General features: G+C 69.8%; 20 protein-coding genes. 7 read left to right on the forward strand and 13 right to left on the reverse strand.

All coding sequences use genetic code 11. From position 1 onward, the window contains the following. Positions 1-14: 14 nt before the first annotated feature. Complete coding sequence (locus tag HUG12_RS11385) at positions 15-506, reverse strand: DoxX family protein (protein ID WP_179268881.1); 492 nt, start codon at positions 504-506, stop codon at positions 15-17. Next, complete coding sequence (locus HUG12_RS11390; RefSeq protein ID WP_179268882.1) at positions 506-1207, reverse strand: SDR family NAD(P)-dependent oxidoreductase; 702 nt, start codon at positions 1205-1207, stop codon at positions 506-508. The genes HUG12_RS11385 and HUG12_RS11390 overlap by 1 nt, the downstream gene beginning before the upstream one ends. Positions 1208-1268: 61 nt before the next feature. On the opposite strand from HUG12_RS11390, the gene HUG12_RS11395 reads away from it, so the two are divergent. The 3 genes from HUG12_RS11395 to HUG12_RS11405 all read left to right on the forward strand — a co-directional run bounded on the left by HUG12_RS11395 (position 1269) and on the right by HUG12_RS11405 (position 3730). Next, positions 1269-1625 (forward strand): winged helix-turn-helix transcriptional regulator, encoded by a 357-nt coding sequence (locus HUG12_RS11395; protein ID WP_179268883.1) that lies wholly within the window; start codon positions 1269-1271, stop codon positions 1623-1625. Positions 1626-1847: 222 nt separating this feature from the next. Next, positions 1848-2252 carry a zinc-binding dehydrogenase gene (locus HUG12_RS11400; RefSeq protein WP_246308038.1) on the forward strand — a complete coding sequence of 135 codons (405 nt, stop codon included), beginning with the start codon at positions 1848-1850 and terminating at the stop codon, positions 2250-2252. 1064 nt (positions 2253-3316) lie between these two features. Next, on the forward strand, positions 3317-3730 hold the full coding sequence (locus HUG12_RS11405; RefSeq protein WP_179268884.1) for a VOC family protein: 414 nt from the start codon (positions 3317-3319) through the stop codon (positions 3728-3730). Positions 3731-3821: 91 nt separating this feature from the next. On the opposite strand, the gene HUG12_RS11410 is transcribed toward HUG12_RS11405, so the two are convergent. From HUG12_RS11410 to HUG12_RS11430, 5 genes are read right to left on the reverse strand one after another with little or no spacing between them, the layout of a single operon-like run. Further along, on the reverse strand, positions 3822-4115 hold the full coding sequence (locus tag HUG12_RS11410; RefSeq protein WP_179268885.1) for a chorismate mutase: 294 nt from the start codon (positions 4113-4115) through the stop codon (positions 3822-3824). Then, positions 4112-4984 carry a shikimate kinase gene (locus HUG12_RS11415; RefSeq protein WP_179268886.1) on the reverse strand — a complete coding sequence of 291 codons (873 nt, stop codon included), beginning with the start codon at positions 4982-4984 and terminating at the stop codon, positions 4112-4114. Before HUG12_RS11415 ends, HUG12_RS11410 begins: the two co-directional genes overlap by 4 nt. 57 nt (positions 4985-5041) lie before the next feature. Further along, positions 5042-5686, reverse strand: a complete 645-nt coding sequence (locus HUG12_RS11420) for a hypothetical protein (protein ID WP_179268887.1) — start codon at positions 5684-5686, stop codon at positions 5042-5044. Continuing rightward, positions 5683-6162 carry a hypothetical protein gene (locus tag HUG12_RS11425; protein ID WP_179268888.1) on the reverse strand — a complete coding sequence of 160 codons (480 nt, stop codon included), beginning with the start codon at positions 6160-6162 and terminating at the stop codon, positions 5683-5685. The genes HUG12_RS11420 and HUG12_RS11425 overlap by 4 nt, the downstream gene beginning before the upstream one ends. After that, a complete protein-coding gene (locus HUG12_RS11430) occupies positions 6159-7388 on the reverse strand; it encodes a hypothetical protein (RefSeq protein ID WP_179268889.1) in 1230 nt (409 codons plus the stop codon). Before HUG12_RS11430 ends, HUG12_RS11425 begins: the two co-directional genes overlap by 4 nt. 100 nt (positions 7389-7488) lie before the next feature. Between HUG12_RS11430 and HUG12_RS11435 the strand changes: the two genes are divergently transcribed. The 3 genes from HUG12_RS11435 to HUG12_RS11445 all read left to right on the forward strand — a co-directional run bounded on the left by HUG12_RS11435 (position 7489) and on the right by HUG12_RS11445 (position 8764). After that, positions 7489-7989: a DUF5796 family protein gene (locus HUG12_RS11435; protein WP_179268890.1), complete on the forward strand. Its 501-nt coding sequence runs from the start codon at positions 7489-7491 to the stop codon at positions 7987-7989. Beyond that, positions 7986-8219 carry a DUF7508 domain-containing protein gene (locus HUG12_RS11440; RefSeq protein ID WP_179268891.1) on the forward strand — a complete coding sequence of 78 codons (234 nt, stop codon included), beginning with the start codon at positions 7986-7988 and terminating at the stop codon, positions 8217-8219. Before HUG12_RS11435 ends, HUG12_RS11440 begins: the two co-directional genes overlap by 4 nt. A 113-nt stretch (positions 8220-8332) precedes the next feature. Beyond that, the gene (locus HUG12_RS11445; RefSeq protein WP_179268892.1) at positions 8333-8764 is read left to right on the forward strand and encodes a universal stress protein; all 432 of its coding nucleotides are present in this window, start codon (positions 8333-8335) and stop codon (positions 8762-8764) included. Positions 8765-8773: 9 nt separating this feature from the next. Here the strand turns inward: HUG12_RS11445 and HUG12_RS21880 are convergent, their stop codons facing one another. Together HUG12_RS21880 and HUG12_RS11450 are read right to left on the reverse strand one after the other, a co-directional pair. Further along, positions 8774-8908: a DUF7128 family protein gene (locus tag HUG12_RS21880; RefSeq protein ID WP_281362294.1), complete on the reverse strand. Its 135-nt coding sequence runs from the start codon at positions 8906-8908 to the stop codon at positions 8774-8776. A gap of 41 nt (positions 8909-8949) precedes the next feature. Continuing rightward, a complete protein-coding gene (locus tag HUG12_RS11450) occupies positions 8950-9402 on the reverse strand; it encodes a hypothetical protein (RefSeq protein WP_179268893.1) in 453 nt (150 codons plus the stop codon). Positions 9403-9541: 139 nt separating this feature from the next. On the opposite strand from HUG12_RS11450, the gene HUG12_RS11455 reads away from it, so the two are divergent. Then, complete coding sequence (locus HUG12_RS11455; RefSeq protein WP_179268894.1) at positions 9542-10609, forward strand: S1C family serine protease; 1068 nt, start codon at positions 9542-9544, stop codon at positions 10607-10609. A gap of 83 nt (positions 10610-10692) precedes the next feature. Here the strand turns inward: HUG12_RS11455 and HUG12_RS11460 are convergent, their stop codons facing one another. The 4 genes from HUG12_RS11460 to HUG12_RS11475 all read right to left on the reverse strand — a co-directional run bounded on the left by HUG12_RS11460 (position 10693) and on the right by HUG12_RS11475 (position 14731). Next, positions 10693-11184, reverse strand: coding sequence for an acyl-CoA thioesterase (locus HUG12_RS11460; RefSeq protein ID WP_179268895.1), 492 nt, complete (start codon positions 11182-11184; stop codon positions 10693-10695). A gap of 64 nt (positions 11185-11248) precedes the next feature. Continuing rightward, a complete protein-coding gene (locus HUG12_RS11465) occupies positions 11249-12673 on the reverse strand; it encodes a methyl-accepting chemotaxis protein (protein WP_179268896.1) in 1425 nt (474 codons plus the stop codon). Positions 12674-12772: 99 nt separating this feature from the next. Further along, entirely contained in the window at positions 12773-13243 is a 471-nt protein-coding gene (locus HUG12_RS11470; protein WP_179268897.1) for a bifunctional nuclease family protein, read from the reverse strand. A gap of 87 nt (positions 13244-13330) precedes the next feature. After that, positions 13331-14731 (reverse strand): glycerate kinase type-2 family protein, encoded by a 1401-nt coding sequence (locus tag HUG12_RS11475; RefSeq protein ID WP_179268898.1) that lies wholly within the window; start codon positions 14729-14731, stop codon positions 13331-13333. Positions 14732-15039: the final 308 nt, after the last annotated feature.

The following is a 15039-nucleotide window of genomic DNA, read 5'->3' on the forward strand; positions in this document are numbered from 1 at the left end:
AACGCGAGCGCTGCTTATCCGTCTGTGGCCCTCGACTGAGACGAGTCAGGGGAGCGGTCCTCTTGGTCGAACAGTGCATGTTCGATTGAGAACGCTCCAGGGCCACTCAGGACAAGCGCTACTGCGATCACGGTTAGCGTGAGCGTCAATTCGATACCGTTACTCGTGACCGGATACCCATTGGGAAGGTGGTACAGGACTGTCGCGACGAGCATGTCGATGGCGATCACCGCGCTTGCGAGTCGAACGGCCAAGCCGACTAGCAACAAGATGCCGCCGACAAGTTCGACGAGACCGACTCCCCACGCAGCAATCGTGGGAAGTGGAACGCCAAGGCTCGCCAAGAAGCCTGAGAAGCCCGAGATACCCATCGGTTTCGGCCCGACTGCGAAGACTTTCCCGACGCCTGCGATAAGCATCGGAATCCCAAGGGCGAGTCGAACGAGGGTCGTGCTCCAGAGCGCAGCCGTCTCGGATGACAGTTGACGTGATACGGTCTGGGCCATTATTCCTCCGGCTCCGGCTGACCCCCAGTCATCTGGATGATCTGGCCCGTCACGCCTTCGTTCGAGAGCAGGTGGACCACTTCATCGACGACAGCCGCGGGGGCCGTCCACTCGGAGAAGTCGGCGTCGGGCATCGCCTCGCGGTTCCCCGGCACGTCGATGAGGAACGGGGCGATCGCGTTGACGCGAGCATCGAGTTCGACGTCGAGCGACTCGGTCAACGTCCTGACCGCGCCCTTGCCCACGTTGTAGGCCAGCGTGCCCGGCACCGGATCGATCGCCCGGTCAGAGCTGAACAGGACGATACCGCTGCGTTCACTGAGCTGGTCCGCGAACGCCTTGACGGTCAGGAACGCCGTCGTCGCGTGGAGGCTGAGTGCGGATTCGAATGCGTCTCCATCGGTTTCGTTGACGCCACCCATCGAGAATCCGCCAGCGAGGCCGACGATGTGATCGACCGAGCCGTGTTCCTCGGTGACGGCCTCGGCGAAGGCCTCAACCGCCGGTTGGTCGGTGAGATCGACTTGGTGGTATGACACCGCGTCGGCGAACTCAGCACGGGTTTCGATACCGTCTCTTTCGGTTTCGGTAACGTAGGTGCCGATCACATCGGCGCCCTGGTCAACGAGCTGGTCCGTCACGTACGGGCCTATGTTGCCGGTGGCACCGGTCACAAGCACCGTCGAGTTTTGTAGTTCCATTGCATTACCTGGTTGGCTCCCAAACCTCATATAGCTCAGGCAACAACAGTGTGACCAAGTAATGGCGACCCAACCACCGACGTCTGAATCCGATACAGAATCGGACATCGAGCAACGGAATGCGGATGTTTGCAATGTAGTGGGGTCGATCGAGGAGATCGGTTCGAAGTGGAAGCTCATCGTCCTCAACGATCTGCGAGACGGCGAAAAGCGGTTCAACGAGCTCAAGCGATCGACGGGCGCGAGTTCGTACACGCTCTCGCGCGTGCTTGACGACTTGGAGGATGAAGGGCTCATCGAGAACCGCAAGGAGTTCGAATCGCCGGTCGCGAGCTATTACAGGCTGACTGAGAAAGGCAGTGCGCTTTGCCCAGTCTTCGACGTATTAGACGAGTGGGGTGAAGACTGGCTCAAATAGCCTAGCTGTTGATTTTGGCGTGTCGAGATACTGAATACGCCTCCGAGGGCGCTCGATTGCCTACCCACAGAACAAGTGAAAGCGACCGATTCGCGTCGCCACGGTCTGAAACCACTATTCGATGTGGTTCGCTTGGTGTAGTTGGGCTGACCGCTCAATCTTCGACGTGTAGGCAGTCAGGTAGTCGGCGGTATCGACGAGGAACTCGGTGCTACGGAGACCGTGAATCCGAAGGAGGTAGACGACGTAGTCGACAGGATTCGGGAACTCACTGGGGGTGTTGACTACGCACTGGAGACGACCGGCGTGCCAGCTGTCGCCGAGCAGGCAACCGATACCCTCACGCAGTTCGGTACGCTCGGCATCATTGGCGCCCCACCGCTTGGGACGAGGGCCAGTTACGACGTGAACGACCACATCTCCGGCGGGCGGAGCATCACCGGTATCGTGCAAGGTGATCCTGACCCCCAGCAGTTCACCCCCGACCTTATCGAACTGTATCGGCAAGGGAAGTTCCCGTTCGACGAACTCGTCACCTACTGCGGCTTCGAGGACATCGAACAAGCCGTTGAAGATTCAGAGAGCGGTGAGACGATCAAACCAGTTCTGCGCGTGGGAGACGCCTGAGAGTGCACGGATGATTAGATTTGTCGAATCAAAGAGCGTGGAGTCGGAATCGGACCAATTCACACGTACTACGATGACGTTGAGAAGGAGTACCGTGCCGGGATTTTCAAGCTCGGTCTCTAACTGCTCGATCCTGTTGTAGTGGTGTCTCGTTGAGATAAACCCTACCTAAACAGCTTCTGCTCAAAGTCGTCATCCCCACGCTGTCAATCTGTTTCCGCGGTACGTCTTTGCTCCACCTCGTTCAGGTAGCTCAGATCCGTAACACATCCGAACGTAATTAACTCGTCTTTGAGGATTCAGGCGCTTAAAACGAGCGATAGAGGCGCTTTAACGAGCCCACATATAAAAGAGGGTGCGTCAACGGCGATGAAGCCGCGTCAGTCGGCGAGATACTGCCCGGTAGTGCTGAGTACAAAGAGCGTATCGCTCGCGCGTTGTCGTAATTACGTCGTGGACAGTCTCTGCCAACTGGGCAGGTAACTGTGGAAGCGCTCGTTGCCAGCACAGCAGGTTGAACACGTCTCCTCCGGCGACCGTCTCACTCCCTGCGATGTTCTCTCGCGCTCGCTCGGTCGCCTGGCGAAGAAAATCCTCCGAGACGTGATTCGAGAAATGATGGAGGTACCCCACAGGTTCCGCGCTCGGATTCGGCCATTCCTCCTCGGTGGGTGGTTCGACCGTCTCGACGTGCCACCACGGAGCATGTGGCGCGTCGTTCACTTCCGGTGGCGTCGAGGGCCAGTACTCCCCCTCTTACTCGTACGCGTCGACCAAGTATTCGACTGTTCCTCGAACGACGGGGCGGTTCTCGTCGGCATCGACCCCGGTGCAGTATTGAAGTCCAGTTGACGTCACCATCGGGGACGATGCACTGAGTCTGATTTCAGGTCCGCCGCGGAGTCGGATGGTGCCATCACATTCCCGGAGCTCTTCCACGATATTAACACTATTCAAACACTTTCGTGGGGGAGGGGTGTGTTCTTTCGGCGGAACTCGGGGAGTCGTGAATCATATAGCCGTCAATAGCAATAGCTATAGACGAACACATTTCGTATAAAAATATGGACATCGAGTCGTCTTCAACGCTTACCTTCACCCATACACGATTACTAGTCACGGGTTATCAGGAGTGTTTTCGCTTCTACCGGGACGTGCTGGGGTTCGAGGTCGGGTGGGGTGACGAAGAGAGCTATTATGCCGACTTTGAGGCCGGAGATGCGACCCTCGCTCTGTTCGGCAGGGAGGCGATGGCGGATGCGGTCGGCGTGACCGAAAAGCGGTCTGAAACCCCTCGTCAGGACGAAGTCGCGCTGATTTTCCGGGTTGAAAGCGTAAACGAGACCTATCAGGAACTGCGGGAGAAAATCGAGTTCGTCACCGAACCCCACGACCGGCCCGACTGGGGCATCAGAGTCGCACACTTCCGCGACCCCGATGAGAACCTCATCGAAATCAACCGTTCGTTGGAAGCGTAGTTCGGTTCATTACTGCTCCGCTGAATAAGAGGATTGAACGATAACCGGAAGATAGTCCTTCAGGACTTCATAGTGCCGAAAACGGTGCTTCTCAGCGGGACTCCCTTTGCTCCACCTTGTTCAACTCGATGAGCAGGCGGAAGATCGCCTTCACCAGGTTCGCGTCCACGTCGAACCGCTCGGCGTTCTCGCCCGCGCGGTCCATCACGCGCTGCTCCTGCTCCTCGTCGGTCGTCGGCAGGTCCCGGTGGGACTTCACCCCGGCGATGGTGTCGGCGACGTACGTCCGCCGGGCGATGAGTTCGACCAGTTCGCGGTCGATGTCCTCGATCTCCGCGCGCAGTTCGTCCAGTTCCATCTCGTCTGGGTCGGGTGTGTCGGTCATGTGATTCGTGCTCCCGCGTTCCTGGTTCGCGTCTCGATCGTCTCTCCCTCGCGCTCGGCCCACCGCTCGCGGACGCGTTCGAGGCCCGACGCGTCCCCGACGGCGACGACGCTCGGGCCGGTGCCGGACAGCGACACGCCGGCGCAGTCGGGCATCGCTTCGACCGCCGGGTCCGCCGTGAAACCGAGCGCGGCCGAGAACGCGAGGCCGTTGACGGTCATCGCGCGGACGTGGTCGCCGTCCAGTGCCAGTTCCGCGGCGAGGTCGGCCATCGGCGCGACCCGCTCGCAGCGGCCCACGTCGGCGTCGGCGCTGTACGCCCGGGCCGGCGGGGTCCACACCAGCGCGTCGTGCTCGAACGGGTCGCGGGCGAGCAGTTCGTCCGCCGAGTTGTCCGTCACCGTGACGCCGCCGAGCATGCTCGCGGAGGCGTCGTCGAACGCGCCGGTGACGGTGACGCCGGCGTCGCGGGCCGCGGCGACGCCGATCCGACACGCCTCGGTCCTGGTCACGTCGGCGTCGGGGTCGTCGGCCACCTCCCAGCCGAGTGCTTCGAGCGTCGCCAGCACCGTCGCGTTCGCCGCGGCGCTCGAGGACTTCAGGCCGGCGGCCGTCGGCACCTCGCTCTCGGTCCTGACGACGCCGCCCTCGTCGCCGCCGTACCCGTCGACGACGCGCTCGACGCACCGCTCGATCAGCGTCGTGTCGCCGTCGGGGTCGCCCGCGATCTCGCCGGTCACGGCGTCGGCATCGGGGTCGAGGCGGACCTCCGCGACCGTCTCGATGTCCAGCGCGAACGCCGAACCGACGCCGGTGGCGAGCGCGTTGACGACCGTCCCCGCGCCCGGCGCGACTGCGCGACCCTCCATGGCGGGAGGGGCGCACGCCCCGGATTTGAGTGTGGCGGTACTCACACCGTTCGCCGCCTAGCGGTAGGCGACGCGGCGGTACGCGAACTCGACGTCGAAGCGCTCGTCGTCGGTCGAGCGCTCCGCGCGACCGTCCCGGTCGAACTCAATCGCGGCCCGGACCGTCCCGGTCTCGCCCGGCGCGAAGCCCCCGTCCCGTTCGTCCCGAAAGCCGGCGGTGCCGTAGGCGGTCGCCACGCGCGTACGGTCGCCGTCGACGGCCGTGTAGAGGAGGTCGAACCGGAGTTCCAGCACCTCGTACGTCACCGGGGTCGGCCCTCCCACGTTCCGGAGTCGAACGAACGCGTCGCCCTCGGTGCTGCCGCCCCCGGCCGAGACGCTGACGCCCGAGTCGACCAGTCGGAGCGACCCGTTCGGCGGAACCGCCGCGGCGACCGGGGTCGCCGTGGGCTCCCGCGTGGCCGTGGGTGTCGCCGTGGCCGTCACGGTTCGCTCCCGGGCCGCGGTCGTCCCGTCGTGCTCCGTCCGGGTGGAGGGGGAGGACGTCGCCCCGTCGCCCGCGACCGGTTCGCCGCCGCCGGAGCTACAGCCGGCGGTCACAGCCAGTCCGGCGACCCCGGCGAGCGACGCCAACACCCCTCGACGGCTCCGCGGCGCGTCGTCGCGACGCCCGCCGGCCGGAACGTCGGCGTCCGCCGTCATCTCACCACCTCGGCGGCGAGCGCGCCGCAGGCGCCCGCGGCCAGCGCCGCGCCGAACGCGCTCGCGAGCAGCGGCACGACGGCCGACCCCGCCGCGTAGACCTGCGTCGCCCCGTCGCCGCCGACGCCGACGAGCACGCCCGCCACGGCGAGCAGCCCCGCGAGCGTCGCGCCGACGAACGCCCCGCCGCCGGTCACCGCTCCGGCCCGCTCCGGGACCGCGTACTGCGACCCGACGAGCGAGCCGAGAACGCCGCCCAGCACGACCGCGGAGAGCATCGCCGCGCGGGTGGTCGAGAGGGCGGCGGCGGCCAGGAACACCGGGCCGAACGTCTCGACCGGGCCTCCCGTCGCGCCGGCGACGAACTGTCCGCGCGCCCAGGTCGCGGCCGCGAACCCGGCGACGGCGAGGCCGACGCCGACCGCGCCGTACGACCCGACGACGACCCCCGCCGCGCGGGCGTCCTCGGCGTTCACGCGCCCACCCCCGAGAGCCAGGTTCGGCGGTGGACCCGGTCCCAGTCCACCCGCTCCTCCCAGGCGGTCTCCCCGGCGCCGGTGGCGAGCAGAAACTCCCCCGCGCGACAGCAGAGCGCGTAGGCGACGTCGCCGGCCCGCCGGTAGTACACCCGCCGCCACGTCCCGTCGCCCATCGCGTACTCGCCCTCCCGGGTGACGCGGGAGGCGACCTCCGAGAGCGCTCGTGCGGCGGCCCGTTCGTCGGCGTACCGCTGGAGCACCACCGTCCGCGTCGGCGTCGCCTCGGGTCGCCGGGTCGGGAACGGTCGCCCGCCGGAGCGGTCGACCTCATGGACCGAGAGGGTCGCCGCGGCGGTCCTGTCCGCGGGTTCGTGGAGCGGCCCGTACCAGTCCGCCATCGCGCGGGAATCCCCGTCGGTCACCGGCGGTCGGAGGAGGTCCCCCCGCTCGGCCCGGTAGGCGTACGCCTCGAAGCGCTCCCCCCCGGCCGACGTCCGGGCGAGTTGCCAGAGCAGCGTCCGTTCCGGGTCGTACTCGTCCGCACGGAGGAAGGCCGTCAGCCGGTTCTCGATCGGGTTCCGGGAGAGCGACCGGTCGGCGTAGACGTCGGTGGCGAACCCGCCGGCGAACGCCGCGAGCCGGCCGAGTTCCTCGTCGGTCCGGTCGCGGTCGCCGCGCCCGGCGAACTTGCGGACCACGGCGAGGTGGTACTCCACCCGGTCCTCGATGCCGTCGACGACGCGGAAGCGGCCGTCCAGCGCGTCCCTCGCCCGCTCGAAGGCGTCGTCGTACGTCGCGGCCAGTTCGTCCACGTCGGCGACGCCGACCGTCCCGGCGTCCTTCAGGTCGCGCGTCGCCCGGGTCGACCGCCGCATCGCCGTCCGGAACTCCGCGATGGCCTCGGGGTACGTCTCGGCGAACCACCGGAGTTCGTCCGCGACCCGCCGGGTCCGTTCGGCCAGCGCTGGGTTCGCGGGGTCCGGCGCCGCGTCGGTCTCGGGCGGCGCGTCGGTCGGCGATCCCTCGGTCGAGCCGTCGCCGGCCGCGTCCCCGCCGTCGGTCGCGCCGTCCCGGTCGTCGGCCGTTCCCGCTTCCGTGTGCCGGTCGGTGGACGTCTCGACCGACGGGTACCGGACGTTCGACCCCCTCGCGAGACACCCGCCGGTGAGGCCCGCCAGCCCGGCCCCGACCCCCCGGAGGAGTGCACGTCGTCCGCGTGTCATGTCAACTGGCTACTTCCTGCGGGGATAAATATCGGGGGGACGCCCGCGAGGCGGGGCGTCCGTCGCGGGGCTTATTCCCCCGCCGCGAGTACCGCCGTCCATGAGCGCGCCGAACCGGAGCGACGTCGCCCCCGCGACGGTCTCGGTCGCCCTCCGCGAGGAGGGGATCGAGGTCGAGTACCTGGACGGCAGGGTCACGTTCTACCACGGCGTCCCCGAGGCGGTCGAGGGGTCGCTCACGACCCCGCCGGGCAAGGAGACCCACGTCCTCGTCACCGACCCCACGGAGACGGAGGGCGTCCTCGTGTACGTGAACGACCTGAAGACCCACGACGACATCCTCCGGGACACCGGCGTCGGCCGGGTCATGCTCGGCGAGGGCGAGGAGGAGGAACTGTTCCCGGGCGTCACGGCCCGCCGTCCCGGCGGCCAGCGCACGGAACTGGAGGCGGACCCCGAGGTCGCCCGCGGCCGCGTGTTCGTCTTCGCCGAGGACGACTGGGGCGAGCACAGTTACGAGTTCGTCGAGGGGACGGACGCGGAGTCGGCCGAGGCCACCGACGCCGTGGAGCCGTCGACGCCGGACGGGGGGGAGGAGTGAGCCTCCGTCGGCGGTGGCGGGAGTTCGACCGGGGCGCCGTGGGGGCGGCGCCCGAACGGTACGGGGTGTACGAACTCGGCGACGCCGAGGGGGAGTCGCTGGGCTACGGCGTCGGCGTGCTGCGGGACGAACTGAAGGAGGAACTGGCGTACGGCGAGGCCGCGAAGGTCCGGTGGGTGGCCGCGGAGTCGCGCGAGCACGCGGAGCGCATCGCCGAGGAGCAGTTCTGAGTCGGTCCGGACGGCGCGGTTCCGGGTCCGCTCGGCCGGCGCAGTTCCGAGTCCGTCCGGATCCCTACTGCTGGCCAGCAGGTCGAAGTAGCCACCATCCGTATCCTCCGCACATGTACGACGACGTTCTGCTCCCGGTCGACGGCAGCGACGGGACGGGGGCCGCGCTCGCGCACGCCGAGTCGCTCGGGACGACGTACGGCGCGACCGTCCACGTCCTCCACGTCGCCGACACGAACCGCGACAGCGTAACCACCCTCGCCGCCGGGAACACCGTGGACGTGCTCTCCGAGAAGGGGACCGAACTCGTCGAGGAGGTCTCGGCCGCGCTCGACCCGGCGGTGAGCAGGCGGACGGAGGTGTTGCAGGGGGACCCCCACGACACCATCGTGGACTACGCGAACGAGTACGGGATCGACCTGATCGTGATGGCGACGCACGGCCGGCGGGGGCTCGAGCGGTTCCTGCTCGGGAGCGTCACCGACCGGGTCGTCCGGACCGCGGACGTGCCCGTCCTGACCGTCAGGCTGGACGAGGCGGCGTAGGGGACGGGGTCACTGCAGGTACGACGGCTCCTCCGCGTCGCAGTTCTGCTCGTGTTGACGGGCGTCCTCGCGGTCGTCCAGCATGAGCCCGCACCGCTCACACCGGTACCACGTCATGTCGTCCCGCTCCGTCTCCGTGACCATGCTCGAACGTTGGACTGCTCCGGTAAATCGCTACCGGCGGCTCAGAAGTCGGGCAGGTCCTCGGGTTCCTCGAACTCGCTCTCCCACTCGACGTACTCCTCCTTCAGCACGTCACAGACGATCTGGCCGAGTTCGGTGAGGGTCGCGTTGATGGCCGACACCTGCGACCACGAGTCCAGCCAGTCGTGGAGGTCGCGCTCCTTCCAGTCCTCGGGGATGCCGGGCGCGTGATAGCCGACGCGGTCCGCGAAGTCGTCCCAGAAGAAGTCGAACCGGCTCACGAGGTCGAGGTCCTCGACGACCGTCCACTCCCCCTCGTCGAGGTCAGTGTGGGCGGCCCACTGGTCGAACGCGTCCGCCCAGGCGCCGTCCTCGAGGTACTCGGACAGTTCGTCCCGACGGTAGTCGTCGCCCCCCACCTCGGTGTCGTCGTACGTGCTCGGGTCGACGGTGCGGAGCGCCGGCGGGTCTGGCCGGTCCACGTCGAGGCTCATGCGGTGACGTTCCCCCCGCCCGGGCAAAGACTTGCCGACGGGACCGGCCGGGGCGGCTTCGCTCGGTCCGGACCTCCGTCGGGGCGGAACCTGCCCCGCCGGGCGCCGGAATTAACAGGGATCCCACGAACCCGTGGCTATGCCGACTCGACGCGACGTCCTCGCGTGCGCCGGGGCCTCGACCCTCGCCGGCGTCGCCGGCTGCGTACAGGTCGGGAGCTCCGGGCCGCCGCAGAACGGACCCGACGGCACGACCGCGACCGACGTCTACGAGGCGGTCCTCCCCTCGGTCGTCGGCGTGCAGGTCTACGGGCGTTCCGGACCCTCCCGGCAGGGCTCCGGCTTCGTCGGCCCCGGTGGCCGGGTGATCACGAACGAGCACGTCGTCGCGGGCGCCGACGAGGTGAGACTCCGCTTCGACGGCAACGAGTGGCGCGGCGCCGAGGCGCTCGGGACGGACACGTACAGCGACCTGGCCGTCCTCGACGCGACTGACCCCCCGGCGTCGGCGACGTCGCTCCCGTTCGTCGACGCGGACCCGGAGCCGCCGGTCGGGACGCCTGTGCTCGCCATCGGCTCGCCGTACGGGTTCGCCGGCTCCGCCTCGGAGGGCATCGTCAGCGGCGTCGACCGCCTGCTCCCCGCGCCGAACCAGTTCCGCATCGCCGACGCGGTCCAGACGGACGCCGCGCTCAACCCCGGAAACAGCGGGGGTCCCCTCGTCACCTTCGACGGCGAGGTGGTCGGCGTCGTCAGCTCCGCCGGCGGGGAGAACGTCGGGTTCGCCATCTCGGCGGCGCTCGCCGGGCGCGTCGTCCCTGCGCTGGCCGAGGGCGGGGAGTACGAGCACCCGTACCTGGGCGCGAGGCTCCTCGAGGTCACGCCCGCGGTGGCCGAGGCGTACGACCTCGACTCCGTCGGCGGCGTCGTCGTCGTGGACGCCGTCGCCGACGGCCCCGCGGAGGGCGTCCTCGACCCCGCCACGGGGACGACGACGGTTCGGGGGACGGAGGTCCCGACCGGCGGCGACGTGATCGTCGCGATCGCGGGCGTCCCCGTGGGTACCCAGGCGGACCTCTCGACGACGCTGGCCCTGGAGACGAGTCCCGACGAGACGGTCACCGTCACCGTCCGCCGCGGGGGCGAGGAGCGGACCGTCGAACTGACGCTCGGCGCTCGACCGGAGCCGTCCGAAACCGACCGCTGACGGGGCTCCGTCCGCGCTCCGATACCCGACCCTCCGATCCTCGACCCGATCTGCACCGCCCGGTCCGTCCCGGTTCGGGCCGGTCAGGTCCCGAGCCGGTCCGCGACGTCCTCCAGTTGCTCGCGCCGCTCCGCGACGGCGCCGTCCCGCAGTTCCTCCTCCTCCCCGGTCGGACAGACGAGGTCCGGGACCGGCGTGGGCCGGCCGTCCCCGTCGAGCGCGACGAACGTGAAAAAGGAGGTCGTCGTCCGCCGCTCCTCGCCCGATCGGGGGTTCTCGGCCCGCACGTCGACTTTCACGTCCACGCTCGTCCGGCCGGTGTTGAACACGTACGCCTCGACGACGGCCACCTCGCCGAGGTCGATGGGGGAGATGAAGTCGACGTGGTCCATCGAGGCGGTCACGACCTGCTCGGAGGCGAAGCGCATCCCCGCGATGGCCCCGCAGATGTCCATCCAGTGGAGCACCGTCCCCCCGAGCGCGCGGCCGAGGTAGTTCGTGTCGTTCGGCAACAGCAGTTCGGTCATCTCGGTGTACGACTCGGCCAGCGGTACCTGGTCGGGGTCGCCGGTCATGCCAGTCCGTTCGGCCCGCCCCGTATCAAATCCCGTCCCTCGCGACGGACGGCCGCCGGCCCGATCACTCCTCCCGCAGCTCGTCGACGCTGGCCTCGACCTCGCGGACCTGCCGGCGGCCCTCGGCCGCCGTCTCCGCGACCGCCTCCAGGCGGCCCTCCAGCGTCTCGATCGCCTCGACCGACGACTCGACCATCGCGGCGACCTCCTCGGCGGAGGCGGCCTGGTCGTCGGTCGCGTCCGCGACCCCCGCGGCGCCGTCGGCCGTCTCCTCGACGGCCGCCGATACGTCCGACAGCGACTCGGTCACCCCCTCTATGCGCTCGATGGCGGCGGCCACTTCCCCGGTCGTCGCGTCGAGCAGGCGCGCCGTCTCGTGGGTCCGGTCCTGCATGTCGCCGACGAGCGTCTCGATGCGCTCGGCGTGCTCGCGGCTCTCCTCGGCGAGCGACTTCACCTCGTCGGCGACGACCGCGAACCCCTCGCCCGCCTCGCCCGCGCGGGCCGCCTCGATGCTCGCGTTGAGCGCCAGCATGTTCGTCTGCTCGGCGATGCCGTCGATGAGCTCCACCACCTCGCCGACCTCGTCGGCCCGGTCGGTCAGGTCGTCGACGGCACCGGCGACCTCCTCGGCGGCGCCCTCGACGCTCCCCATCGCCTCGGTGGCCTCGGTCGCGGCCTCGTCCCCGTCCTCGACGAGCGACCGCGTCCTGTCGCTCGCGACCGTCACCTGCTCGGCGCTTGCCGCGATCTCCTGGACGGTCGCGCTCTGTTCGGTCATTTCGTCGGCGACCTCGCGCATCCGTTCGGCCTGCTCGGCGGCGAACTGGTCGGCGTCGTCGGTGAACTCGGCGACCTCCTCGACCGCGTCGGCGAGGTCGGCGGTCCGCTCCCGGACCGCGCCGCTCACGCGCGACTGGAGCCGTTCGAGGTCGCGCTGGCGCCGCACGTGGTCGGTCACGTCGGCCGCCACCGAGAACGCCCCGACCGGTTCGCCGTCCGGCGCGTCGAGCGGGACGGCGTACACCTGGAGCGCCTTGTCGCTGGCCGGGATCTCGCGGATCGCGTCCTCGGCGATCGTCTCGCCGACGCGCACGACCTCCTCGGCCAGCGTCTCCTCGGCCCCCTCGGTGCCGAGCACCTCGTGGGCGTTGTTGCCGACTGCCTCGGCCTCGGCGATGCCGACCATCTCGGAGTGGGCCTCGTTCCAGTGGGTGATCGTCCCCCCGTCGTCGACGACGAGCGCGCTCTCCGGGAGGGCGGCGACCAGCCCGTCGAACAGTTCCCGCCAGAACGCCGCCTCGGCCCGGTCCCGCTCCGCGCGGTCGTCGGGTTCGATCCGGTCGAGGTACGCCTCCGCGAGGCGCTCGGCCCCGCCGACCCCCTCGGCTCCGCCGGCGTCCCCTGCTGGCTCGTCGTGCTCGCCGTGAACGCCCTCGGCGCCGTCCACGGGTCCCCGCTCGGCGGGCGCGTCGTCCGTCTCGCTCATCCTGCCGGCGGATGCGCGCGCCCCCTGTTATAGCTTCCCCGACGATTATTCGTCGTGATTCTCGGCGCCCCGCCCGGCCGGCACCCCACCTCGCCGCCCCTAGAGCCCCGGGTCGTCGTCGCCAAACTCCTCAGGGCCGTTCATCTCCACCGACTCGGGCGACTGGCCGGCGGCGTCGATCACCTCGTCGCTCACGAGGATGGGGCACTCGAACCGCGTCGCCAGCGCGATGGCGTCGCTGGGGCGCGCGTCGAAGACGAACTTCTCCGGTTCGCCGTCCTCGTACCGTTCGGCGTCGATCTTGCCGTAGAAGGTCCCGTCGGTGATGTCGTCGATCCGAACCGCGTCCACGGCGCCGCCGAACTCGGTGAGCATCTCCACGAACAGGTCGTGGGTGAGGGGGCGCTCGAACACGCTCCCGTCCATCGCGAGCCGGATCGACTGCGCCTGGTCGCGCGTCACGAAGATGGGCAGCAGCTCCTCGCGCACGCGGAGCACGACCGCGGGGACCTCCTCGCCGTCGGGGCCGACACCCACGCCGATGCCGGCGACCTCCGCCTCGTGATCCATACGTACACGTTCGTGAGGCGGGTAGGAATACCTACCGCGTGTTCGGTCGGCGAACGGCGACTCCGCTTCGCGTTCCCCGACCCCGCGTCAGCGCCCCCGTCCCCCCTCGACGACCCACGCCCGGAGATCGTTCACGTTCGTCCCGGTCGGCCCGGTCCGCAGGGCACCCCGCCCCTCGAGAAAGCCCAGCGCGTCGTTGCGCGCGAGCGCCTCCCGGGCCTCGTCCGGGTCCTCGACGGTCGTCCCGTCGACGACCGCGCCGGCCGCGTCCGTCGAGCCGTCGAGGCCGTCCGTGTCGACCGCCGCGAGCGCGGCCCCCTCGCCGACTGCCTCCCCGTCGCCGTGAGCGCCGTCTCCGGGGTCCTCCCCGCTACCATCGTCGCCGTCGTCGCCGTCGCCGAGGTCGCCCCCGGCGAGGGCGATTCCGGCGGCGAGCGCGTACTCGCAGTTGGGGCCGCCCCGGCCGTCGCCGCGGACCGTCACGGTCGTCTCGCCGCCCGAGAGGAGGACGGTCGGCGCGTCCCCGCAGTCGCGAGCGGTCCGGGCCAGCGCCGCGGCGGACCTCCCCCGGTCGCGCGCCTCGCCGGTCACGCCGGTGGAGACCACCCGGGCGTCGTAGCCCCGGTCGGCCGCGGCCTCCCGCGCTGCGTCGAGGGCGGTCGACGCGTCCGCGAGCACGACCGTCCGGACGCGGTCGAACGTCGGGTCGTCCGACGTGGGTCCGGGGTCGGCGTCCGCCAGGAACGCCCGGATCTCGTCGGCCGTGACGTCGTACTCGTCCAGCACGGCCAGGGCCGCCCCAGGCGTCGACCCCGCGGGCACGGTCGGGCCGCTGGCGACGACGGCGGGGTCGTCCCCGACCACGTCGCTCAGGAGGAGGCCGACCACGGTCGCGGGGGTGGCCGCGGCGGCGAGCCGTCCCCCCTTCACCGCGGAGACGGCGGTCCGCACCGCGTTGATCTCGTCGATGGCGGCGCCGGCGTCGAGCAGGTCGCGGGTGACCGCCGTGACCGCCGACAGCGACACGCCGTCGGCGGGGGCCGCGAACAGCGCGCTCCCGCCGCCGGTCACGGCCGCGAGCACGAGCGTCCGCTCGTCGGACCCGCGCGCGAGTTCCAGCGCGCGCCGGGTCGCCTCGACCCCCTCGTCGGTCGGCGTGGGGTGGCCGCCGGGGGCGAGCGTCACCGGTCCTGCCTCGCCCGCGTCGGACTCGGGGACGAGCACGACCCCGTCGTCGACGCGGTCGCCGAGCAGGCCGACGAGCGCCCGGGCGAGTCGCGCCGACGCCTTCCCGCCGCCCACGACGAGGACGCGGTCGTAGGCGTCGAGGTCGTACGTCTCCCCCCGGACGGCGAGCGTCCCGCCCGAGAGCGAGAGGGCGCGCTCGACGGCCCGGTCGGGCATCGCGGCCTCGATTCCGGCCTCGACGCAGGCGAGTGCCGTCTCGCGCGCCGGGGTGGTCGCCAGCGCCTCGCGGTTTCGGATCATCGAGTTGGCCGAGGTGTGGAGCGCTTCCCCATAAGCGAATCGCCGATTCGTCGTGGGTGGCCGTCGATCGTCCTCCGCATCCGAACGTCCCAGGACGGCGACTGCCGAGGTGGCGACGACCGCGAAAGCCCCCGCGGGTCTCGGGTCGCGTGGCACACGCTGTGCTCCTCGGGCGCTCGCTTCGCTCGCGCCCCGTGGTGCTTGCGGTACCAGGCTTCCCCGAGACCCGCGGCCCCTTTCAGTCCCACCCGGGCCAGGTCGGGCAAGCGTCGTGGTCGGACTGCCGACCGGTGGCTCGTCGGGCAGTC

Origin of the sequence: Halorarum salinum (assembly GCF_013402875.1) — an archaeon.
GTDB lineage: Archaea > Halobacteriota > Halobacteria > Halobacteriales > Haloferacaceae > Halorarum > Halorarum salinum.

Excerpts from the sequence above, each read along its gene's own strand:
- HUG12_RS11395 (WP_179268883.1), top strand. The coding sequence starts at position 1,269 with ATGGCGACCCAACCACCGACGTCTGAATCCGATACAGAATCGGACATC.
- HUG12_RS11445 (WP_179268892.1), top strand. The coding sequence starts at position 8,333 with ATGTACGACGACGTTCTGCTCCCGGTCGACGGCAGCGACGGGACGGGG.
- HUG12_RS11450 (WP_179268893.1), bottom strand. The coding sequence starts at position 9,402 with ATGAGCCTCGACGTGGACCGGCCAGACCCGCCGGCGCTCCGCACCGTC.
- HUG12_RS11470 (WP_179268897.1), bottom strand. The coding sequence starts at position 13,243 with ATGGATCACGAGGCGGAGGTCGCCGGCATCGGCGTGGGTGTCGGCCCC.
- HUG12_RS11410 (WP_179268885.1), bottom strand. The coding sequence starts at position 4,115 with ATGACCGACACACCCGACCCAGACGAGATGGAACTGGACGAACTGCGC.
- HUG12_RS11420 (WP_179268887.1), bottom strand. The coding sequence starts at position 5,686 with ATGACGGCGGACGCCGACGTTCCGGCCGGCGGGCGTCGCGACGACGCG.
- HUG12_RS11415 (WP_179268886.1), bottom strand. The coding sequence starts at position 4,984 with ATGGAGGGTCGCGCAGTCGCGCCGGGCGCGGGGACGGTCGTCAACGCG.
- HUG12_RS11385 (WP_179268881.1), bottom strand. The coding sequence starts at position 506 with ATGGCCCAGACCGTATCACGTCAACTGTCATCCGAGACGGCTGCGCTC.
- HUG12_RS11455 (WP_179268894.1), top strand. The coding sequence starts at position 9,542 with ATGCCGACTCGACGCGACGTCCTCGCGTGCGCCGGGGCCTCGACCCTC.
- HUG12_RS11435 (WP_179268890.1), top strand. The coding sequence starts at position 7,489 with ATGAGCGCGCCGAACCGGAGCGACGTCGCCCCCGCGACGGTCTCGGTC.
- HUG12_RS11475 (WP_179268898.1), bottom strand. The coding sequence starts at position 14,731 with ATGATCCGAAACCGCGAGGCGCTGGCGACCACCCCGGCGCGCGAGACG.
- HUG12_RS11460 (WP_179268895.1), bottom strand. The coding sequence starts at position 11,184 with ATGACCGGCGACCCCGACCAGGTACCGCTGGCCGAGTCGTACACCGAG.
- HUG12_RS11430 (WP_179268889.1), bottom strand. The coding sequence starts at position 7,388 with ATGACACGCGGACGACGTGCACTCCTCCGGGGGGTCGGGGCCGGGCTG.
- HUG12_RS11405 (WP_179268884.1), top strand. The coding sequence starts at position 3,317 with ATGGACATCGAGTCGTCTTCAACGCTTACCTTCACCCATACACGATTA.
- HUG12_RS21880 (WP_281362294.1), bottom strand. The coding sequence starts at position 8,908 with ATGGTCACGGAGACGGAGCGGGACGACATGACGTGGTACCGGTGTGAG.
- HUG12_RS11390 (WP_179268882.1), bottom strand. The coding sequence starts at position 1,207 with ATGGAACTACAAAACTCGACGGTGCTTGTGACCGGTGCCACCGGCAAC.
- HUG12_RS11465 (WP_179268896.1), bottom strand. The coding sequence starts at position 12,673 with ATGAGCGAGACGGACGACGCGCCCGCCGAGCGGGGACCCGTGGACGGC.